Annotated in this window: 16 protein-coding genes and 5 pseudogenes; 17 read left to right on the top strand and 4 right to left on the bottom strand. The window is 38.6% G+C overall.

Going from position 1 to position 21,255, the window contains the following annotated elements:
• Window positions 1–337 precede the first annotated feature (337 nt).
• The 10 genes and pseudogenes from ACWYN3_RS24270 (at window position 338) to ACWYN3_RS24225 (ending at window position 11,377) form a co-directional block, all read left to right on the top strand.
• Complete coding sequence (locus ACWYN3_RS24270; protein WP_456216703.1) at window positions 338–2,035, top strand: AMP-dependent synthetase/ligase; 1,698 nt, start codon at window positions 338–340, stop codon at window positions 2,033–2,035.
• A gap of 255 nt (window positions 2,036–2,290) precedes the next feature.
• Window positions 2,291–3,391: a thrombospondin type 3 repeat-containing protein gene (locus tag ACWYN3_RS24265; RefSeq protein ID WP_456216702.1), complete on the top strand. Its 1,101-nt coding sequence runs from the start codon at window positions 2,291–2,293 to the stop codon at window positions 3,389–3,391.
• A gap of 25 nt (window positions 3,392–3,416) precedes the next feature.
• Window positions 3,417–3,635: an OmpA family protein gene (locus tag ACWYN3_RS24260; protein ID WP_456216701.1), complete on the top strand. Its 219-nt coding sequence runs from the start codon at window positions 3,417–3,419 to the stop codon at window positions 3,633–3,635.
• Window positions 3,636–3,753: 118 nt separating this feature from the next.
• Window positions 3,754–4,211, top strand: a pseudogene (locus tag ACWYN3_RS24255) (MarR family winged helix-turn-helix transcriptional regulator).
• Window positions 4,192–6,602, top strand: a pseudogene (locus ACWYN3_RS24250) (3-hydroxyacyl-CoA dehydrogenase NAD-binding domain-containing protein). Before ACWYN3_RS24255 ends, ACWYN3_RS24250 begins: the two co-directional pseudogenes overlap by 20 nt.
• Window positions 6,603–6,702: 100 nt before the next feature.
• Window positions 6,703–7,879, top strand: a pseudogene (locus tag ACWYN3_RS24245) (acetyl-CoA C-acyltransferase).
• 82 nt (window positions 7,880–7,961) lie between these two features.
• The gene (locus tag ACWYN3_RS24240) at window positions 7,962–9,752 is read left to right on the top strand and encodes an acyl-CoA dehydrogenase family protein (protein WP_456216700.1); all 1,791 of its coding nucleotides are present in this window, start codon (window positions 7,962–7,964) and stop codon (window positions 9,750–9,752) included.
• 156 nt (window positions 9,753–9,908) lie between these two features.
• On the top strand, window positions 9,909–10,475 hold the full coding sequence (locus ACWYN3_RS24235; protein ID WP_456216699.1) for an FKBP-type peptidyl-prolyl cis-trans isomerase: 567 nt from the start codon (window positions 9,909–9,911) through the stop codon (window positions 10,473–10,475).
• 3 nt (window positions 10,476–10,478) lie between these two features.
• Complete coding sequence (locus ACWYN3_RS24230; protein ID WP_456216698.1) at window positions 10,479–10,898, top strand: hypothetical protein; 420 nt, start codon at window positions 10,479–10,481, stop codon at window positions 10,896–10,898.
• A complete protein-coding gene (locus ACWYN3_RS24225; RefSeq protein ID WP_456216697.1) occupies window positions 10,895–11,377 on the top strand; it encodes an FKBP-type peptidyl-prolyl cis-trans isomerase in 483 nt (160 codons plus the stop codon). The genes ACWYN3_RS24230 and ACWYN3_RS24225 overlap by 4 nt, the downstream gene beginning before the upstream one ends.
• On the opposite strand, the gene ACWYN3_RS24220 is transcribed toward ACWYN3_RS24225, so the two are convergent.
• The 4 genes from ACWYN3_RS24220 to ACWYN3_RS24205 all read right to left on the bottom strand — a co-directional run bounded on the left by ACWYN3_RS24220 (window position 11,374) and on the right by ACWYN3_RS24205 (window position 13,587).
• On the bottom strand, window positions 11,374–11,913 hold the full coding sequence (locus tag ACWYN3_RS24220; protein WP_456216696.1) for an FAD-binding domain-containing protein: 540 nt from the start codon (window positions 11,911–11,913) through the stop codon (window positions 11,374–11,376). The genes ACWYN3_RS24225 and ACWYN3_RS24220 overlap by 4 nt on opposite strands.
• Window positions 11,874–12,683 (bottom strand): deoxyribodipyrimidine photo-lyase, encoded by an 810-nt coding sequence (locus tag ACWYN3_RS24215; protein WP_456216695.1) that lies wholly within the window; start codon window positions 12,681–12,683, stop codon window positions 11,874–11,876. Before ACWYN3_RS24215 ends, ACWYN3_RS24220 begins: the two co-directional genes overlap by 40 nt.
• Window positions 12,680–12,781, bottom strand: coding sequence for a DUF1731 domain-containing protein (locus ACWYN3_RS24210; protein ID WP_456223137.1), 102 nt, complete (start codon window positions 12,779–12,781; stop codon window positions 12,680–12,682). Before ACWYN3_RS24210 ends, ACWYN3_RS24215 begins: the two co-directional genes overlap by 4 nt.
• A 98-nt stretch (window positions 12,782–12,879) precedes the next feature.
• The gene (locus ACWYN3_RS24205) at window positions 12,880–13,587 is read right to left on the bottom strand and encodes a TIGR01777 family oxidoreductase (protein WP_456216694.1); all 708 of its coding nucleotides are present in this window, start codon (window positions 13,585–13,587) and stop codon (window positions 12,880–12,882) included.
• Window positions 13,588–13,751: 164 nt separating this feature from the next.
• Between ACWYN3_RS24205 and ACWYN3_RS24200 the strand changes: the two genes are divergently transcribed.
• From ACWYN3_RS24200 to ACWYN3_RS24170, 7 genes and pseudogenes are all read left to right on the top strand, one after another.
• On the top strand, window positions 13,752–14,405 hold the full coding sequence (locus tag ACWYN3_RS24200) for a deoxyribodipyrimidine photo-lyase (protein ID WP_456216693.1): 654 nt from the start codon (window positions 13,752–13,754) through the stop codon (window positions 14,403–14,405).
• 202 nt (window positions 14,406–14,607) lie between these two features.
• The gene (locus tag ACWYN3_RS24195) at window positions 14,608–14,961 is read left to right on the top strand and encodes an FAD-binding domain-containing protein (RefSeq protein WP_456216692.1); all 354 of its coding nucleotides are present in this window, start codon (window positions 14,608–14,610) and stop codon (window positions 14,959–14,961) included.
• Between the two features lie 155 nt (window positions 14,962–15,116).
• The gene (locus ACWYN3_RS24190) at window positions 15,117–16,004 is read left to right on the top strand and encodes a MerR family transcriptional regulator (RefSeq protein WP_456216691.1); all 888 of its coding nucleotides are present in this window, start codon (window positions 15,117–15,119) and stop codon (window positions 16,002–16,004) included.
• Between the two features lie 54 nt (window positions 16,005–16,058).
• Window positions 16,059–18,862 (top strand): annotated as a pseudogene (locus ACWYN3_RS24185) (2-oxoglutarate dehydrogenase E1 component).
• A gap of 20 nt (window positions 18,863–18,882) precedes the next feature.
• Window positions 18,883–20,117: pseudogene (odhB, locus tag ACWYN3_RS24180) on the top strand (2-oxoglutarate dehydrogenase complex dihydrolipoyllysine-residue succinyltransferase).
• 129 nt (window positions 20,118–20,246) lie between these two features.
• Window positions 20,247–20,951 carry a hypothetical protein gene (locus ACWYN3_RS24175; protein WP_456216690.1) on the top strand — a complete coding sequence of 235 codons (705 nt, stop codon included), beginning with the start codon at window positions 20,247–20,249 and terminating at the stop codon, window positions 20,949–20,951.
• 29 nt (window positions 20,952–20,980) lie between these two features.
• Window positions 20,981–21,142, top strand: a complete 162-nt coding sequence (locus tag ACWYN3_RS24170; protein ID WP_456216689.1) for a hypothetical protein — start codon at window positions 20,981–20,983, stop codon at window positions 21,140–21,142.
• The last annotated feature ends 113 nt before the right edge of the window (window positions 21,143–21,255 follow it).

The following is a 21,255-nucleotide window of genomic DNA, read 5'->3' as shown; positions in this document are numbered from 1 at the left end:
AGTCGGGTAAGAAAATACAAATTCATTATAATATTTTGTTTGTTTTATTCGGGAAACTGCTGTTATATTGAACAATTTTCGGCCTTTAAGAAGATTACGCGAATAAAACATACCAAAATTAAAATTGGTTTTATTACAATAATTAATTTGTTAGATTTGGGAATAGCAAAGTAATCCGGAACTAATTTCGTTCTTTGAACCTTGCCGGGTTCATCTGTATAAAATATTTAAACTGATAAAATCAATATTATGCCTGTAACTGTAACGAGAGTATTTGATTTAATTAAATACAACTTAGAGAAATTCCCAAAAGACGAGTTTATTAGTGGAAAGATTAATGGGGTATGGAAAAAATATAGCACTCAGCAATTTTTCTGACACAGCAGACAGCCTGAGTAAAGGTCTGATTCAGCTGGGAATGGTGAAGGGAGACAGGATTGCTGTAATGTCCCATAACAGACCAGAATGGAATATTGCTGATTTTGCAGTCAACCAGTTTGGTGGGTATCATGTGCCCTTGTATCCAACGCTCGCCGAGCATGACATTAAGTTTATTCTTGAAAACGCAGGCGTAAGTGTCTTCTTTGTTGAAGATGAAGAATTGTTCAAAAAAGTAAAGCCTATTGGTGAAGCCATTAATCCGGATTTGAAAATCTATACCTTTAATGAAGTCCCGGGTGCAGATCACTGGATGACACTTGTGGATGCCGGAGCGAAAAGCGAAGGAATAGACCTGGAAACTTATCGTGCTGCTGTTACATCCGAAGATGTATTAACGTTAATATATACCTCAGGTACAACCGGAACACCGAAAGGAGTCATGCTTACACATAGTAACCTGGTGCAGAACTTTATTAATTCTTCTGTCGTAGTACCTCATGGACTGGAAAATGGACTAAGCTTTTTGCCGCTGTCGCATATTTTTGAAAGGATGATTTTTTATCTCTACTTGTATATGGGGGTATCGGTATATTATGCAGAGAGTATGGACACCATTGTTGCAGATATTCAATTCGTTAAACCAAATGTTTTCTCTACAGTTCCAAGATTGCTTGAAAAAGTATATGATAAGATCATGGAAAAGGGAAAAGCCCTTACAGGGATTAAAAGAGGTATTTTCTTTTGGTCTGTAGCACTTGCTGAGCAATATGATATGAACAGCGGCTGGTTTTTTAACTTTAAGCTGGGTATCGCCAGAAAACTGGTATTTAAAAAATGGCAGGAAGCTCTTGGTGGTAATATTGTGGTGATTGTTTCCGGGGGGGCAGCGTTGAACCCTCGTCTGGCGCGTATTTTCTGGGCGGCCGGAATGCCTGTTTTTGAAGGATACGGATTAACAGAGACTTCGCCAGTTATCACAGTTAACCATTTTGAAAATGCAATGTTTGGTACAGTAGGTCCTGTTATTGATGGGGTAGAAGTTAAGATTGCGGCAGATGGGGAGGTGCTGACCAGGGGACATAATGTAATGAAAGGTTATTATAAGAGAGAAGACCTGACAGCAGAAGCTATAGATAAGGACGGATGGTTCCATACAGAAGATATCGGAGAACTTGTAGATGGAAAGTTCCTGAAAATTACTGACCGTAAAAAGGAAATTTTCAAAACTGCAGGAGGTAAATATGTCGCACCGCAGATGCTGGAAAATAAATATAAAGAATCTGTACTGATTGATCATATCATGGTGCTGGGTGAAAATCGTAAATTCCCATCGGCATTGATAGTTCCGAATTTTGAAGCGTTGAAATCATGGTGTGGAAAAAAAGGGATTAACTATACGACCAATGAAGAAATGGTTCAAAATCCTCAGGTGCTTGAAAAGTATAACCAGGAGATCACAAACGCATCTAAAGAGTTTGGAAAGTGGGAGGGAGCAGTTAAGCGGTTTGTATTGCTGACTAAGGCATGGAGCATTGAAGGAGGCGAGTTTACGCCTAAGTTAAGTTTGAAAAGAAAAATTATTCTTGAAAAAAATAAAGATCTTATTGAGAAAATGTATAAAGATGCAGAAGACTATAAGCCTGAGAAAAATTAAATAATTGTATTTATATAGTAATATATAATCTCTTAGATTGAAAATTATTTGTCAGGTTTCTTTATAATCCATACCTTGGCGCCAATATAACGCTTTCTGTTCATTTAAAACGGCAGATTTTGCTTCATTAAACATACAGTTTAGGAAGAAAAACCTGCCCTGAGAGTGCTCAGAGCTTTGTAAACTAAATTGGTATAGATATTGCTTAAGTATCAAAAAAAATACCAGAACTATTTTTTTTATTAAACTCATATTATGAAACAAAAATTATTTAAAAGTCTGCCGGTAGCTTTAGCTGCCCTTTTAATCGGTGGTGCTGCACAAGCGCAGGAACAACAACCAGCTGCTAATGCTGCTGCTGCTACGCAGTTCAGTACCTGGTCTATTGGTGTTAACGCTGGTGTTTTAACTCCAACTTCTCCACTAGGTGGCCACAATGATTTCTCTAAGAACAGTTCAAGTTTAGGATATGGTCTTTACATCAAAAAACAATTCACACCATATTTCTCTTTGAAATTAGACGGAATCAGAGGTAAATTGAAAGGTGATAACTCTAAATCATTTAACGATGGTAAAGGTGTTGCTATCGTTGGTGGAAACACTAAATTTGAAACTGAATTAAATTATGCTGCTAGTTTAAGTGCAGAAGTTAACATGTTTAACATCGACTTATTCAGAAAACAAGATGCATTACAATTATTCGTAACAGGTGGTGCTGGTTTAGCTGGTTACAAACCAAAAGTTACTAGCGCTGCTGGAACTACTGAATATCCAAAAGACGTTAAAGAATTAATCATCCCTGTAGGATTAGGTGCTAGATTTAAAGTTTCTGAGAAAGTTAACTTTAACTTAGGATGGTCTATCTACTTTGTTGATGGTGATAACTTAGACGGTACTTACCGTGGTGGTCGTCATAGCGATAAATTCAGCTATGCTAGCGCTGGTTTAGAGTTTGCATTGGGTAAAGGAAAGCAATTAGCTTTCAGCAATCCAGTTGCTGCTTCTTACGACGAAGCTGTTCAAGCTAAAAACATTGCAAATTCTTTAAGAAGCGATTTAGATGCTCAGAAATCTGAAAATGCTAAATTAAGAACTGAAATGAGCGATTTATTAAAAGATACTGACGGTGATGGTGTTGCTGACAAATTGGATAAATGCCCTAACACTCCATCTGGAACTGTTGTTGATGGTGCTGGTTGTCCATTAGTTGCTCCTGCTCCAGTTGTTACTGAAAAAGTAATTATCACTGAAGCTGATCGTAAAGTTGTTAAACAAGCGATTAAAGACTTAGAATTTGATTTATCTAAAGCTACAATCAGAGCTAAATCATACTCTTCGTTAAAACCGTGTTGCTAACTTATTAGTAACTAAAAACTTTAGCTTGAAATTAGCTGGTCACACAGATAACACAGGTTCAGCAGATTTGAACATGAGATTATCTAAAGACAGAGCTGAATCAGTAAAAGCTTACTTAGTTTCTCAAGGTGCTAATGCATCTAGAATCGAAGCTACTGGTTACGGTAAAAACCAACCAATTGCAACTAACAAAACTGCAGCTGGTCGTCAGAAAAACAGAAGAGTAGAATTTACTTTATACTAGTCTGAAACCAATATTTCAGAAGCCGCCAGGATCAATCCTGGCGGCTTTTTTTGTGCTCTTTTTTTTCTTGGATTCTAGTTTTATATTCTTTAGCTTTGTTATGCAAGCATAGTAATTAATGAAACAACAGGAAACAATAGATTATTTATTGAAAGTCGTTTGGCAAAACATGTCTAACACGTATAACCAGATCGCATCAGGCTTTGGGATCACACAAGCAATTGGTTATGTGTTGATTAATATTGATAAGATGGTACGGCGGTATCACAGCTTGCAGGTTTGCTTGGGGTGAAAGCCACCAGTTTGTCCAGAATGCTAAACAATATGGAAGAATCAGGGTTAATATATCGTGAGGCATCCTCCGGTGATAAAAGATCCGTGAAAGTCTTTCTGACTGACTTTGGCAGAGAGAAGCGACAGGTGGCGAAAGGGGTTGTCCGTTCCTTCAATGAATACCTGAATGATCATTTGACTATACCAGAAAAAAATAACCTGGTACTAAGCTTACAGAAATTAAATAAACTCACTTTAGCATATACAGTAACTACAGGAAATGATGAACAAAAAGATAAATAAAGTAGCGGTATTAGGCTCCGGTATCATGGGCTCACGCATTGCTTGTCACTTTGCGAATATAGGTGTAGAAGTATTGTTGTTAGACATTGCACCAAAAGAACTAAGCCCGGAGGAAATAGCAAAAGGGTTAAAGCTGGATAACCCGGCAGTTCAGAACCGTATTGTCAATGCAGCATTACAAAATGCCATCAAAACTAATCCTTCCCCGGTTTATACCAAAAAAGTAGTGAATAAGATTACTACAGGTAATTTTGATACTGACATGTCAAAAATTGCTGGAGTAGACTGGATTATTGAGGTAGTAGTTGAAAACCTTGATATCAAGAAAATAGTATTTGCACAGGTTGAACAATTCCGTAAACCCGGAACATTGATTACTTCAAATACTTCTGGTATTCCCATTCATTTAATGACCGAAGGAAGAAGCGATGATTTTAAAGCTAATTTCTGCGGTACACACTTTTTTAACCCGCCTCGTTATCTGCGTTTACTGGAGATTATTCCAACTCCGGACACTAAACCTGAACTGGTAGATTTCTTAATGCATTATGGAGATAAATTTTTGGGTAAAACAACTGTTTTATGTAAAGATACTCCCGCATTCATCGCTAACAGAGTAGGCGTATATTCTATGATGGCTTTACTGCATCTGGTAGATAAATTAGACCTGACCTGACAGTCGAAGAAGTAGATAAGTTTACCGGACCTGCTTTAGGCAGACCGAAATCAGCTACTTTCCGTACTTCTGATGTAGTAGGTTTAGATACCATGATTAAAGTGTCAAAAGGACTATATGATAACTGTCCTGATGATAAAGCCCATGACTTATTTAAACTTCCTGACTATGTAGTCAAAATGGAAGCGAATAAATGGTTAGGCGATAAAACCAAACAAGGTTTTTATAAAAAAAAAAAAACTGCTGACGGTAAAACAGAGATTTTAGCTCTTGATTTAAAAACACTCGAATACCGCACACAGCAAAAAGTTAAATCAGCTACGCTTGATCTGACAAAGCCTATCGAAAACGTGAGAGACCGAATGAAGGTTTTTGCTGCAGGTAAAGATAAAGCAGGGGAAGTATTCAGACATTCATTCTTTGGTTTATTTGAATATGTTTCTGACAGAATTCCAGAAATCGCTGATGAACTATATAGAATTGATGATGCCTTACGTGCTGGATTCGGATGGGATTTAGGCCCGTTTGAAGTATGGGATGCTGTAGGGATTAAAGAATCTCTGGAAGGCATGAAAAAGTATGGAAATGAGGCTGCGGCCTGGGTACATGAAATGCTTGCTGCTGGTCATACTTCGTTCTATAAAGTAGAAGATGGCGTTAAAAAATATTACGATATTCCTTCTAAAAGTTATAAAGCATTACCGGGTGCTGATTCGTTCATCATCCTGGATAATATTCGTACCACTAAAACAATCTGGAAAAATTCAGGGGCTTCTATTCTTGATTTAGGTGACGGAATATTAAATGTAGAGTTTCATTCAAAAATGAATACCATAGGGGGTGACACCCTACAGGCTATTAATAAAGCTATTGACCTGGCCGAAAAAGATTATAGAGGAGTAGTTATCGGAAACGATGGTGCTAACTTCTCTGCGGGTGCTAATGTTGGGATGATTTTCATGATGGCTGTAGAGCAGGAATGGGACGAATTGAACATGGCGATCAGGGCTTTCCAGAATACTTCTATGAGAATCAGGTATTCTTCTATTCCAGTTGTAGTCGCACCGCATAACCTGACTTTAGGTGGTGGATGTGAATTTAGTTTACATGCAGATCACGTACAGCTGAACGCAGAAACTTATATGGGACTGGTAGAATTTGGTGTAGGTGTGATTCCTGGAGGTGGGGGAACAAAAGAATTTGCTTTGCGTGCTTCTGATGAATACAAAGATGATCAGATTGTGCAGAATGTACTGAAAGATCGTTTCCTGACTATCGGGATGGCTAAGGTTTCGACCTCTGCGCTTGAAGCCTATGACTTAGGCTACTTACAAAAAGATAAATTCTCAGTTTCGATGAACCGCAGCAGGTTAATTGCTGATGCTAAAGCAAAAGCAATTGAGCTGGCAGATACTGGTTATACACAACCTGTGAAAAGAAATGATATCAGGGTATTGGGTAAACAAGGATTAGGAATTGTTTATGCAGGTGCTAATACTATGTATTCAGGTCATTACATTTCTGAACATGATAAAAAAATCTCAGAAAAACTAGGTTATGTAATGTGTGGTGGTGACTTGTCTTCTCCTACGGAAGTAACTGAACAGTATTTACTGGATTTAGAAAGAGAAGCTTTCTTATCGCTTTGCGGTGAACGGAAAACTCTGGAAAGAATTCAGAGTATTGTGACTAAAGGCAAGCCGCTTCGTAATTAAGCAGGTAATAGAAAAACCAGAGGATTTAAAAAATATAATGTTTAACAGAAAAGGATCAGCAGGATTTATTCCATTTAACTTTTCTTAACTACATCAAAAAATGCAAGAAGCATATATCATAGCAGGTTTACGTACAGCAGTGGGCAAAGCACCACGTGGCGTATTTCGTTTTACCAGGGCCGATGATCTGGCTGCTGAAGTAATCAAACAATTAGTAGCCTCAGTACCCAATCTGAATAAAGAACAAATAGATGATGTGATCGTTGGGAATGCAACACCAGAAGCAGACAAGGATTAAATATAGGCCGTATGATTTCCCTGATGGGATTGGATACGGATAAGGTTCCTGGTGTGACTTTAAACAGGTATTGCGCATCTGGGCTGGATACCATAGCTACTGCGGTTGCTAAAATTAAAAGTGGAATGGCAGATTGTATTATTGCCGGCGGCGTAGAGGTAATGTCCGGAATGCCATTTGGCGGATGGAAAGTCGTACCTAATTTTGAAGTCGCAAAAAAGAACCCGACTGGTACTGGGGGATGGGACTCACTGCCGAAGCTGTAGCCAGTGAATATAAAGTTAGCAGAGAAGATCAGGATGAGTTTGCTTTCAAATCTAATATGAAAGCAGTAGAAGCTATTAAAAATGGTCATTTAAAGGCTGGGGTAGCTCCAATTACAGTTACTGAAAACTATCTGGACGGCCAGATGAAAAAGAAAACAAGAAGTTATGTTGTAGATACAGATGAAGGACCACGTGCAGACACTACTCTGGATAAATTAGCTAAGCTGAAACCTGTTTTTGCTGCTGATGGAAGCGTGACTGCTGGTAACTCTTCGCAAACGTCTGATGGTGCTGCATTTGTAATTGTAGTATCTGAAAGTAAAATGAAAGAACTGGGTGTTGAACCGATTGCCCGCCTGGTAAGTTATGGCGTTGTGGGGGTACCACCAAGAATTATGGGGATAGGCCCGATTGATGCAATCCCTCTGGCACTAAAGAAAGCTGGTCTGACTTTAGAACAAATGGACCTGATTGAACTGAATGAGGCTTTTGCTTCTCAGTCACTTGCAGTGGTTAGAACTTTAGGCATCAATCAGGATATTGTGAACGTGAATGGGGGAGCCATTGCTTTAGGCCACCCACTGGGTTGTACTGGTGCAAAACTCTCTGTACAATTGTTTCATGAGTTGAAACGCAGAAATGGTAAATACGGAATGGTAACGATGTGTGTGGGTAGCGGACAAGGTGCTGCCGGTATTTTTGAACTTCTTTAGTGCTTTTTAATAAAGCAATAATTATAAAATCTAAAAATGAAATCTCCGGAAACATTCTGGTAGAGATCAGCTATAAAAAAATATGGAAACTACAGACAAAACAAAAGTAAAAGGTGGCGAGTTTTTGATAAAGGAAACCACATACCAGGATGTATTTATTCCTGAAGAATTTGATGAAGAACAGCAAATGATTGCACAGACCTGCAGAGATTTTCTTGTAGCAGAAGTGTATCCGAACCTGGATCGTATTGATAAAATGGAAGAAGGCCTGATGCCTTCATTAGTAACTAAAGCAGGCGCACTGGGACTTTTAGGGGTTTCTATTCCTGAAGAGTATGGTGGCTTTGGTAAGAACTTCAATACTTCAATGCTGGTTGCTGATGTAATTGGTGCTGGTCATTCGTTTGCAGTTGCAATTTCTGCACATACGGGTATTGGTACTTTACCTATCCTGTATTATGGAAATGAAGAGCAGAAATCGAAATATATTCCAAAACTGGGATCGGGGGAATGGAAAGCAGCTTATTGCTTAACAGAACCTAATTCCGGATCTGATGCTAACTCTGGTAAAACTAAAGCCAGGTTATCTGCAGATGGTAAACATTATGTGATTAACGGACAAAAAATGTGGATCACCAATGGTGGTTTTGCAGATATTTTTATTGTATTCGCGAAAATTGATGACGATAAGAATCTGACCGCATTTATTGTAGAGCGTGATTTTGGAGGGGTGACTATGAACCCTGAAGAGCATAAAATGGGGATCAAAGGATCGTCAACCCGCCAGGTGTTTTTCAACGACTGTGAAGTTCCGGTAGAAAATATGCTGTCTGAACGTGAAAATGGTTTTAAAATCGCAGTGAATATTTTAAATATCGGAAGGATTAAATTGGCAGCAGCAGCGGTTGGAGCTTCAAAAGCTGTAATCAGTACTGCGATCAATTATTCAAATGAACGTATTCAGTTTGAACGTCCAATTTCAAAATATGGTGCAATCCGTTATAAACTAGCTGAAATGGCTACTAAGGTTTATGCAGTAGAATCAGCTAATTACCGTGCAGGTCAGAATATTGACGATGCTTATGAAGCATTGGTTGCAGGTGGAATGGATAAAAGTAAAGCGAAATTAAAATCTACGGAGCAGTTTGCTGTAGAATGTGCAATACTAAAAGTATGGGGTTCTGAGGCATTAGACTATGTTGTGGATGAAGGTGTTCAGATCTATGGTGGAATGGGCTTCTCTGCCGATGCACCGATGGACAGGGCATATCGTGATGCAAGGATCAACAGGATTTTTGAAGGAACGAATGAAATCAACAGGTTATTAACTGTTGATATGATGTTGAAAAGAGCTATGAAAGGCGAATTAGACTTAATGACTCCAGCTACTGCTGTCGCTGCCGAATTAATGTCTATTCCTGATTTTGGAGAGGAAGATGACACACTTTTCGCTGCAGAAAAGAAAATCATTAAGAACCTGAAAAAAGCGACTTTAATGGTAGCTGGTGGGGCGGTTCAAAAGTTAATGTTAAGCCTTTCTAAAGAGCAGGAAATCCTGATGAATATCGCAGACATGGCGAGTTACGTGTATGTAGCTGAATCTGTGATGTTAAGAACAGAGAAGCTGGTTAGTTTAAGAGGTGCTGAAGCTTGCGAAGGACAATTAAATATGATGCGTATCTATTTCGTAGAGGCGGTTGATGCATTGCAAAAAGCAGGTAAAGAGGCGCTTTGGGCTTTTGCTGAAGGAGATGAACAACGTATGATGCTGGTAGGATTGAAAAGATTTACTAAAATGGAAGCATTTAATGTGAAAGATGTCCGTCAGAAGGTTGCTCAGCAACTGATTGCTGAAAATAAATATTGTTTTTAATCTTGATTTCTGCTTGAATCCAGGTTTAAACAGAAGGATACTTAATGAAAAAAGGCCGGATCATACCTCATGATCCGGCCTTTTCATTGTTGTATTTGTTAAAATTGGTTAAATATTGTTCCATCCCTCCCTAATAAAACTACTTTTTTGTGCAATATGTTAAAAAGCAAAATCATATTGTTGTTTATTGCAGCAGCTTGTTCTTTCGCGGCCTGTAAAACAGAGCCTGCCTATGACCGGGCTGCACAAGCTGCAATTGATGATGATTTGATTAAGAAATTTATAAAAGATAGTAATATTGTTGCAACCCCATTGCCGAGTGGATTATACTACCAGGTGATCAAGCAGGGGGATGGTTCTGATGAGATTAAATATGATGTTACCGACACGATAGTAATGCGCTATGTTGGTAAAAGAATTCCACCTGACGACAAAGTTGTGTACGATTCAACTCAGGTTGTGATAGATAGTCAGACACCTGGGTTCATTTATAATACGGCAATAATTGCCTGGCAGGAAGGTCTGAAGTATATCAGACCGGGAGGAACGATCAGGTTGATTGTACCTTCAACACTGGCTTACCAGAATAGAGTGGTCAGTGCAATGCCAGGGCCAAACAACATTCCTGTTTTTCTTCCTGCAAATACAATATTAGATTTCAAGATTAGATTAATTAAAATAAGAAAACTCGTTCCAACAAACACAACCGGTCAATCAAACTAAACAATGCTTAAAAAATTATCACAATTTACTCTTGCCTTCATTGGCTTGGCTGTCCTTTTTAGTTCATGTAAAAAGGATTATGAATCTATACAGGTTGTAGACGAGCGTAATATCCAGGATTATATTACTAAAAATAATATTACTGCAATTAAAGATCCTTCTGGATTTTATTATCAGATTACTAATCCTGGAACAGGTGCTGACCTGGTTAGCAGTGATTCTGTCTTCTACTCTTTTGATTTTAAACATGCGACAAATTCTTCTATCGCAAAGAGTGGAGATTATAATGTTCCTGCTACTTTATTGGGCTATACTGATCGTTTCTCCTTAGGTGGTGCTGGTTATACAGTTACACCAGTGCGGTTGGTAATGTCTATGCTTAAAAGAGGTGGTACTGCAAAAATTATCATCCCATCAGTATGATTTTCGGGAAAAACGGTAATTCTAATCTTAATGTGGAATCAAATGAAATTATAGCTGTTGATCTTAATATGTTTGCTGAAGCGCATCAATGGCAGACAGATGAACGTCTGATCAATAAATTTATAGCAGCCAATAGTCTTCAGATGACTAAAGATCCAAACCGGGTTAGATATGCTGTTTCTACAGCAGGAACGGGAACAGATGCTATTAATGCCAACTCAAATATCACAGTAAACTATACAGGAAGATTGTTAGATGGAACTGTTTTTGATACTAATACTGCAGGTACTTTTGTAACTCAATTAAAGAACCTTGTTAAAGGCTGGGTGCTTACCCTTCCGGGTAAAGTAACCAAAGGAGGGAAAATACGTATAATTATGCCTTCAGATCTTGGTTATGCCGGAACACCTCCCGGTACTACAATTCCAATCAACTCTTGTTTAGATTTTGATATCGAAATTGTTGATGTAAAAAACTAGTGCTTCTTTAAAACTTTGAGAATTCGTTCTCTTGCAAAAGCATGTTCAACTATAGGTTGAATATGCTTTTCTTGTTTATATTCGGGTGCCCATTTATAGATATACTTGTTTTCCGGATCAAATTTCTTTGCCTGCAATTCTGGATTGAATACCCTGAAATAGGGTGCTGCGTCATTTCCGCAGCCGCAAGCCCATTGCCATCCGCCTACATTACTGGCCAGTTCATAATCTAATAGTTTTTCGGCGAAATAGGCTTCTCCCCAACGCCAGTCAATCAGCAGGTGTTTAGTCAGGAAACTTCCCACGATCATCCTTACGCGGTTGTGCATATAACCTGTTTGATTCAGCTGGTTCATTCCTGCGTCAATTATAGGATAGCCCGTCTGACCATTTTTCCACGCCTCAAAATCTTCTTCTCTGTTCAGCCATTTGATCTGATCGTATGCGGGCTTAAATGAGCGCGTAGTGATATGAGGGAAATGATATAAAATCATCATCATATAAAAAAATCTCTCCAGGCCAGCTCTGATAGCCATTTTTCTGCGCCAGCTTGTAATGCTGAATGAACTGCTGCTCTGATACTGACTGTCCCGAATCTTAAGTGAACGCCAAGATGCGTTGTTGCATCATCCGCAGGAAAATCTCTTCTTTCTTCATAAGCAGCTAATTTGTCTTCAAAATTAGCTGTAGGAAATTGCATGGCTGATTCTTCGAACCCCAGGTTAGCTAAAGAAGGAAAGGCTAGTGGTTGAGTTTGAAAGAAGTTTTGATGGTGTTTTTCTGATGGATAAGACTTAATATAAAAATCATTCAGTTTCATTTTCCATTGGCGGAAATAGGGGGTGAAAACAGTATAAGGCTTTCCATCTGGTTTGAGAACCTCTTTTTTTTCAAAAATTACCTGGTCTTTGTAAGTGTGGAATGAGATGCCCTCAGAGCGGAGATATTCTGCCAGCGCATCATCGCGGTCCATTGCATAGGGCTCATAATCATGGTTGGTGTAAACTGAAACTGAATTGATCTTATAGTCTTTGATGAGTTCTGGCCATACCCGTTCCGGTGTTCCATATTTGATCAGTAGAGAAGATCCCTTTTGCTGTAACTCTTTTTCCAGTTCTTTTAACCTGCGGTAGATGAAAGTTATTCTCGCATCCTGAGGGTTATTTAAATCTTCCAGGATATTTTTGTCGAATATAAAAAGCAGTAAAACCGGGTTTTTGTTTTTTAATGCGTAATATAATGCAGCCTGATCCTGTAACCTTAAGTCTCTTCTTAACCAGCAAATATTTACTACCTCTGTTTTCATTGACCGTAAATATCAGCTAAAGCCTGTTCAAGATGAGGATATTTGAATTTAAATCCGCTGGATAATATCTTTTGAGCGGAAGTGTTTGTACTATTCATAGCCAGAGAACTCATTTCTCCTAAAATCAGTTGCAACATTTTTGCTGGTATATGGAATGGCCATGCCGGACGGTGTAACTGTTTCGCGATAGCTTTGGTTATCTCTTTATTTGTAACAGGAAAGGTGCACTGGCATTATATGCACCAGTTAATGTTTCATTGTCGAGCGCATGAAGATAAATCTGTGTCATGTCCTGATAATGAATCCAGGGTATCCATTGTTTTCCATTGCCTAAAGGAGCACCAGCAAAGAATTTGATTGGTTTAGCCATGGCTTCAAGGGCTCCTTCATTTTTTGCCAGTACGACACCAGTTCTGATTTTTACTATTCTTAAATCCAGTTGCTGCCCCTGGTCTATAGCTTTTTCCCATTGAATACAACATTGTGCCAGGAAATTATGGCCGGGACTACTCTCTTCTGTTAATATTTCATCACCACGAGTGCCGTAATAACCAACTGCGGCAGCAGAGATAAAGTTTTTGACCTGATTTTTGGTTTCAGCTATGGCTTTATATAAAAGCTGTGTGGATAAGACCCGGCTGTCAATAATCTCCTTTTTGCGTTGATCAGTCCATTTCTCTTTGGATATATTTTCGCCAGCAAGATGTATAATCGTATCTGCACCTTCAAGACAATTCATGTCAATCTCCTGTTTATAAACATCCCATAAAAAAACTTTTACCTGGTCGATTTGCTGAAGCTTTCTGGATAACACAGAAATTGTATGACCTCGTTTTAAAAGTGTTTCAATTAAATCTTTGCCGAGCATGCCGGTTGCACCTGTGAGTAAAATATGCTGGTTCATTTTAGATTAACTATTTTAGGGCATTTTTGTTTCTGAATAAGCTGTTTAAAAGCAATTTTATGCTAAACTTTTGTTGCGCTTATGTAAATATTACTTTGTGTATTAGATGTTAGGATAAAAATGGTATATTTTTGGTGATTACAACAAAACTTTAGTCTAAATAAATGGAATCTAGGAAAATACTCGTCTGGTTTAGAAATGATTTGCGGTTACATGACAATGAAATGTTAGTAGAAGCAATCAGTAAGTCCGATAGTATCCTGCCTGTTTATTTCTTTGATCCGCGTCATTTTGAAAATACTACTGATGAAGCTCAGGAAAGAAATAACAGGTTTCAGTTTTTAGCGGAGAGTGTAATCGCCCTTCGTGAATCATTAAAGAAAATGGGAGGTAATCTTTTGATTATTTCCGGTACTCCTGAAGCTCATATTCCTGCGCTTGCAGAACAATATGAGCTAGCTGAAGTTTATCATCACAGAGAAGTAGCGACGGAAGAAACTACTGTCTCTTCGAATGTAGAAGATCTGTTATGGAAATTGAGGATCAACCTGAAACACTTCATTGGTCATACGCTTTACAATAAAGAAGATTTACCGTTTCCAATTAAGGATATTCCTGATATTTTTTCCCAGTTTAAGAAAAAGACAGAACGAGATGCCATAGTGAAAGATTGTTTCCCTTCTCCTGAACTTATTAATTTTGTTGAAGTGGAAGCCTGGGGCGAATTACCCGAATTTTCTGGCGCATTCTCTTCTGTTCCAAGAGGAGGTGAAGAGGAAGGTATAAAACATTTGCAGGAATTATTTATTTGCAGCTGACTCAGATATTTATATTCGCAGTAGTAAAGCGCATGCTGCTCAGCATAGTTTTTCATCTAAACTTTCTCCCTGGCTGGCAGTAGGGGCGTTATCTCCAAGAAAAGTATACTGGGCTATAAAAGAAGCAGAACAGAAATTTGGGTCTAACAACCACTTTACGCAATTGATATTAGGTTTGCTCTGGAGAGACTTCTTTCGATTTATGTTCAAGAAGCATAGTGTTAATTACTTCAGAGACATCGTAGCAGAAGTTACTGAATTTCCTCAAACTGAAGAATATCTGCGGAATCTGCAACAGTGGAAAGATGGGCATACGGGTAATCCTATTGTTGATCAGTATATGAAAGATCTTAATCAGTCTGGTTTTATTACACATACCGGACGTTTACTGGTTGCTACTTACCTGATTTATATCTTAAAATTAAACTGGGTAGATGGTGCGGAATATTTTGAAAAAAAATTAATCGACTATTCACCGGCAAGTAATAATTGGGCAACTGGGCCTATGTTGCCGGAGGGGGAAAAGACCCACGTTCGAAAAACGCATTCGATTTAGATAAACAGATCAAAATGCTGGATATAGAAGTTGCGAATCCTGGATAAAACCGGGGTTGATGTTCATTGATCCGGCTGGTTTTTTTTTTTTTTCCACTTAAACAGAAAAAAAAAATATTTAAAACTTTTTTTGTTTAACAATTGTTCTCACTTTACGTGAAAAGATTCTCCATCAGTGACATAGAAGGCCTAATAGGCATTAAAGCACATACAATCCGGGCATGGGAGGCAAGATATAATCTTGTGCCTCCAAAAAGAACTCCTACCAATATCAGGTATTATGAGGAGGATGATTTGAAGCAGCTGCTGAATATTGTAACCCTGAATGAAAAAGGATACAAAATCAGCCGGATTGCTAAGATGAGCATAACACAGGTTAATGATCTTGTTTTGCAGTTGCAATCGGATTTCAATAATGATACTGTACAAGTATTGCGTCTTTCTGATGCTACCTTGACCTTGAAATATGATGAGATTGCGTTTGCAGAGATTTTATCTGGTTGTATTAAAGAGTTAGGGCTCGTCAACACCATGGATCTTGTTCTTTTCCCCTTTATGAAGAAAGTTGGAATGTTGTGGCAGACAGGTGCAATTGATCCTTCTCAGGAACATTTCGCTTCAAACCTGATCAGGGACAGGATGATTGTGGAGATTGACCGGGTTAAAAAACCGGAGAAAGAAGATCCTAAAAGGTTTTTATTGTTCCTCCCGGAGGCCGAAATGCATGAGACCGGTTTGCTTTTTGCACGTTATTTACTCAAACGCTGCGGCATGGATACCCTGTATCTTGGGCAGGAAATTCCCTATAGTGATCTGAAAAAAGTTATTTTACATTATAAGCCTGACTATGCTTTCATCGTGCTTACGTCCTTAAACCTGGGGAAAGATGTCAATAAAATATTGACTAAAGTACTGGACCATATGGATGTCCCCCTGCTGGTTGCGGGCGGGCAGTTTATCTCGGAATTTGATATACTTCTTGACGATCGGCTGACACCACTGAAAAAGGTTTGTGAAATCGTAGAATTTCTTGATGATTTATAGCTGTTTTTAAAGGTAAAATCCTAATTTTGCCATACTTACACCAATTCTTAAATAATGGATAATTTATCTTATCTCAACGGCGCAAATGCCGAATACATCGATTCTATTTATCAAGCTTATAAAGAAGATCCTAATGCGGTTGAATTCGGCTGGCAAAAGTTTTTTGAAGGGTTTGATTTTGGAAGAGGAGCTGATGCAGGCGTAGCCAGCGAAGCAACTCCCGAACATTTTTTAAAAGAAGTAAATGTCTTAAATCTGATCAATGGTTATCGCCAGCGAGGTCATTTGTTTACCCAAACAAATCCAGTTAGAGAAAGACGTCATCATTTACCTACTCTGGACATAGAGAATTTCGGTTTAAACCAGACTGATCTGGATACTGTTTTCAACTCTAGTGTAGAATTGGGAATTGGTGCTGCTAAGCTTAGTGATATCGTAACCTTCCTGAAAAAGACTTATTGCAGGTCTATTGGTGCGGAATATAAATTTGTCCGTACTCCTGAAGTATTAGGCTGGATTGAAAACAAAATGGAAAGTGTGCAGAACACGCCAAATTTTTCAATCGAAGAGAAAAGAAGAATTCTTAAGAAGTTGAATGAGGCAGTAAGCTTTGAAAACTTTTTAGGCACTAAATTTCTTGGTCAGAAGAGATTTTCGTTAGAAGGAGCAGAAGCTTTGATCCCGGCACTGGATTCAGTTATTGAAAAAGGTTCATCAATGGGTATTGAAGAATTTGTAATCGGTATGGCTCACAGAGGACGCTTAAACGTTCTTGCCAATATCATGCAAAAAACTTACAAGGATATTTTTGCTGAATTTGAAGGTAAAGGTTACAGCGCTGAATCTCCGTTTGGAGGTGATGTGAAGTATCACCTTGGTTATTCTACTGACGTGACTACAAATGATGGAAAATGTTCACTTGAGTTTATGTCCTAACCCATCTCACCTGGAGACAGTAAATGGTGTGGTTGAAGGAATGACACGTTCTAAAATTGATTTCAAGTACGAAGGCGATAATTCGCGTATTGCACCTATCCTGATTCATGGTGATGCTTCGGTTGCCGGACAGGGTATCGTTTATGAAGTTATTCAGATGGCTGGTCTGGACGGATATATAAACCGGTGGTACAATCCACCTGGTGATTAATAACCAGATTGGTTTTACTACAAATTATAAAGACGGACGTACCAGTACTTATTGTACTGATATTGCCAAAGTTACGCTTTCACCTGTATTCCATGTAAATGGAGATGATGTGGAAGCTTTGGTTTATGCGATAAACCTGGCTATGGAATACCGTCAGCGATATAAAAATGACGTGTTCATCGATATTCTGTGTTACCGCAGGTTTGGACATAATGAGGCAGATGAACCTAAGTTCACTCAACCTTTATTGTACAAAAGTATTGAGCCATGCATGCTAATCCAAGAGATATCTATATCAAACAACTGATTGGTGAAGGTAAACTGGAAGCAAGCCTGGCAAAGGAAATGGAAGTTGAATTCCGTGGTATTTTACAGGAGAGATTAAACGAAGCTAAAGAGATCACCTCAACTTATAAAGCGGTGAAATTTGCTGGTGCATGGTCAGATATGAGAATTGCCAGTGCAGAAGACTTCGTTTCTTCTCCGGATACGTCTGTTAAAAAGACTACTTTATTAGAAATTGCAAAAAGAATCAGCACTTTGCCTAAGGATAAGAAGTTCTTCAAGAAAATTGAAAAACTATTTGCTGAGCGCAATAAAATGGCTACTTCGACTCATATTTTTGACTGGGCAATGGGTGAGCAGCTTGCTTACGCTACTTTGCTTACAGAAGGGAAAAGAGTTCGTTTAAGTGGACAGGATGTTGAACGTGGTACATTCTCACACACGTCATGCTGTTTTAACTTTTTAGAAGATTCTGAAGAAGAATATATCCCATTAAGTAACCTTTCTGATCAGCAAGCCCCATTTGATATATACAATTCACATTTATCAGAATATGGTGTTTTAGGATTTGAGTATGGTTATGCAATGGCGAACCCTAATGCTTTAACAATCTGGGAAGCTCAATTTGGTGACTTCTTTAATGGAGCGCAAATTGTTGTAGATCAGTATATCGCAAGTGCGGAAACTAAATGGCAGCGTGAAAATGGTTTAGTCATGTTATTACCTCATGGTTATGAAGGACAAGGGCCTGAACACTCTTCTGCAAGAATTGAGCGTTTTATGGAACTATGTGCTGATTATAACATGCAGGTAACAAACTGTACCACTCCAGCTAACTTCTTCCATGCGATCCGTCGTCAGTTTAAGCGTGATTTCAGAAAACCATTAATCGTTTTCACACCTAAAAGCTTATTGCGTCACCCGGCATGTGTATCTAAACTGGAAGAGTTTACTGAAGGTAAATTCCAGGAAGTAATCAATGATGATGAAATGTGTGAAGCCTAACGAGGTGGACAGAGTATTGTTCTGTAGTGGTAAAATCTATTACGAGTTATTAGAGAAACAACAGAGAGAGGAAATCAAAAACGTTGCGATTGTTCGTGTTGAGCAGTTATATCCTACGCCATTAAAACAAATGGAAGATGTTTATAAAGGCTATAAAAATGCGAAAGAAGCTATCTGGGTTCAGGAAGAACCTGAAAACATGGGTGCATGGCCTTATTTGTTGCGTAAAACAAGAAAGACAGCATTCAGCGATATTGAAGTGATATCAAGAAAAGAAAGCAGTAGTACTGCAACAGGATTTGCGAAACAGCATGCGGATGAGCAGGCAAGTATTCTGGCAAAATCTTTTGCTGCCCCGGTAACTGAGGTGGATCATAAGATTGCTAAGAAATCAGTAAGTAAAGCATATAACGTAGATTAGAAAAATATAATACATCAATTATGAGTCTAGAAATAAAAGTTCCGCCAGTAGGCGAATCAATTACCGAAGTTGTTTTATCCCGTTGGGTGAAGAATGATGGTGATGCCGTAGAAATGGATGAAGTAATCGCCGAATTAGAGTCTGATAAAGCAACTTTTGAACTAACTGCTGAGCAAGCCGGAACTTTGAAAATAGTGGCAGCCGAAGGCGATACGCTAGCAATAGGTGCTGTAGTTTGTTCTATCGAAACTAGTGGAGCTGCTCCGGCGAAAGCGGCGGCACCAGCTGCAGAAGAAAAAGCAGTTGTTAATAACGCACAAGCTGCTGCTCCGGTAGCGGAAAGAAATGGTGAGAGTTATGCAACTGGTACTCCTTCACCAGCAGCTGGCAAGATTCTTGCAGAAAAAGGTGTTGACGCGGGTGCTGTTAAAGGCTCTGGTGTTGATGGCCGAATTACTAAAGAAGATGCGCTTAAGGCGGAGAAATCAGCTGCACCAGCGGCTAAAGCTCCTGAAAAAGCGGCAGCAGTAGCTGCTCCGGTTGCGGGATCTAGAAATGAAATGAACGTAAAGAGAAAATGTCGCCATTGCGCAAAACTGTTGCAAAACGGTTGGTTGCAGTGAAAAATGAGACGGCCATGTTAACTACTTTTAACGAAGTAAACATGAAACCGATCATGGACTTACGTGGGAAATACAAAGATCAGTTCAAAGAGAAATATGGTGTTGGTTTAGGTTTCATGAGTTTCTTTACAAAAGCTGTTTGTGAAGCAATGAAAGATTTCCCTGCTGTGAATGCACGTATTGATGGTGAATCGGTTGTTTATAATGACTTCGTAGATATCTCTATCGCAGTTTCTGCTCCTAAAGGATTGGTAGTTCCAATCATCAGGAATGCAGAAAGCATGACGCTTGCGCAGATTGAAAAATCTGTAATTGAACTGGCTACTAAAGCTCGTGACAGCAAATTAACTTTGGAAGAAATGACTGGTGGAACGTTTACAATCACTAATGGTGGTGTATTTGGTTCAATGATGTCTACTCCAATCATCAATGCTCCTCAGTCTGCTATTTTAGGAATGCACAATATCATTGAGCGCCCTATTGCAGAAAAAGGTGAAGTTGTTGTTCGTCCGATGATGTACCTTGCCTTATCATATGATCATAGAATCATAGATGGCAGAGAGTCTGTTGGATTCTTAGTAAGAGTAAAACAATTATTAGAAGATCCTGCTCGTTTATTGTTAGGAGTATAATAGATAAATAATAATATATTAAGAACCTGCTGTTTTGTTACAGCAGGTTTTCTTGTTTTTATTGCGTCTTGTTCATGTCATATATTTGGACGTAATTAGTTTTTGACAGGATTTGAGTACTTTTACGGTGTGAAAAAAAGCTACTTATTACTGTTGTTCCTGGTTCTTGGTAAAAAGATCAAGGCACAAGAAACTACAAATACAACCGATATTCCGGTTAAGATTGGAAAGAGTATATTCTCTAATGAAATCAAGAGAAATTTCTCCAGAAAAGGGGATTTCTTTGTGCATTGGGGTTATAATCACTCGTGGTATGGGAAGAGTGATATTAATTTTACAGGGCCGAACTACGATTTTACTTTGAAAGATGTAGTTGCCCATGATAGACAGTCTCCACTAAAATGGAATTATTTAAATCCGGCAAAGGTTTCTGAACCTCAGTATAATCTTCGTGTAGGATATTTCATTAAGGATAATTATAGTATCTCGATAGGTTGGGATCATATGAAATATGTAATGGATATTCCTCAGCAGGTTGCTATTACTGGTTTTATCGGTGAAAATATTTCTGAGCCTGGTGTTCCAACTGGTGCAATGGCGGGAACTTACAATGGTCAAATGATCACTGTAAACGATAAAATGCTTACTTATGAGCATACGGATGGGTTCAACTATGCAAATATCGAGATTGAACGTTATGATGATATCTGGGTTGCGCCTTCAAGACAGACTTCTTTAACACTGGAAACTGGTATTGGTGGTGGTATCATGGTGCCAAGGTCTGATGTTCGTTTATTCGAACAGGGTAGGGTAGAAATAATCACTGGAATGTAGCTGGTTATGGTTTTTCTGCGAAAATTGGTTTGAAGTTTTATGTAACGAGAGGGTTGTATTTCCAGAATACGACGAAAGTTGGAACTACTAATTTGAAAACTGTTCATACAACGGGCAGAGACGATCTGGATAAGGCAAGTCAGAAGATTAACTATGTACAGAATTTCCTGGCCATAGGGTATCAATTCTAGACTATAACAAAATAAAAAAAAAAACGCTGTGTAATTTACATTAGCGTTTTTTTTATGCCATCCTCCCGGGGGTATCCACTGGATAATTTTTTAACGGAAAAATAATGTGAACG

The sequence above is a fragment of the Pedobacter sp. NJ-S-72 genome, assembly GCF_053890575.1.
The sequence above is the reverse complement of the archived record's forward strand: the minus strand, read 5'-3'. Positions and strand labels throughout refer to the sequence as shown.

Bases quoted from the DNA above. Each gene is read 5' to 3' on its own strand.
- ACWYN3_RS24270 (WP_456216703.1), top strand. From the start codon at position 338: ATGGGGTATGGAAAAAATATAGCACTCAGCAATTTTTCTGACACAGCA.
- ACWYN3_RS24265 (WP_456216702.1), top strand. From the start codon at position 2,291: ATGAAACAAAAATTATTTAAAAGTCTGCCGGTAGCTTTAGCTGCCCTT.
- ACWYN3_RS24240 (WP_456216700.1), top strand. From the start codon at position 7,962: ATGGAAACTACAGACAAAACAAAAGTAAAAGGTGGCGAGTTTTTGATA.
- ACWYN3_RS24235 (WP_456216699.1), top strand. From the start codon at position 9,909: ATGTTAAAAAGCAAAATCATATTGTTGTTTATTGCAGCAGCTTGTTCT.
- ACWYN3_RS24230 (WP_456216698.1), top strand. From the start codon at position 10,479: ATGCTTAAAAAATTATCACAATTTACTCTTGCCTTCATTGGCTTGGCT.
- ACWYN3_RS24225 (WP_456216697.1), top strand. From the start codon at position 10,895: ATGATTTTCGGGAAAAACGGTAATTCTAATCTTAATGTGGAATCAAAT.
- ACWYN3_RS24220 (WP_456216696.1), bottom strand. From the start codon at position 11,913: ATGGCTATCAGAGCTGGCCTGGAGAGATTTTTTTATATGATGATGATT.
- ACWYN3_RS24215 (WP_456216695.1), bottom strand. From the start codon at position 12,683: ATGAAAACAGAGGTAGTAAATATTTGCTGGTTAAGAAGAGACTTAAGG.
- ACWYN3_RS24210 (WP_456223137.1), bottom strand. From the start codon at position 12,781: ATGAATAGTACAAACACTTCCGCTCAAAAGATATTATCCAGCGGATTT.
- ACWYN3_RS24205 (WP_456216694.1), bottom strand. From the start codon at position 13,587: ATGAACCAGCATATTTTACTCACAGGTGCAACCGGCATGCTCGGCAAA.
- ACWYN3_RS24200 (WP_456216693.1), top strand. From the start codon at position 13,752: ATGGAATCTAGGAAAATACTCGTCTGGTTTAGAAATGATTTGCGGTTA.
- ACWYN3_RS24195 (WP_456216692.1), top strand. From the start codon at position 14,608: ATGTTCAAGAAGCATAGTGTTAATTACTTCAGAGACATCGTAGCAGAA.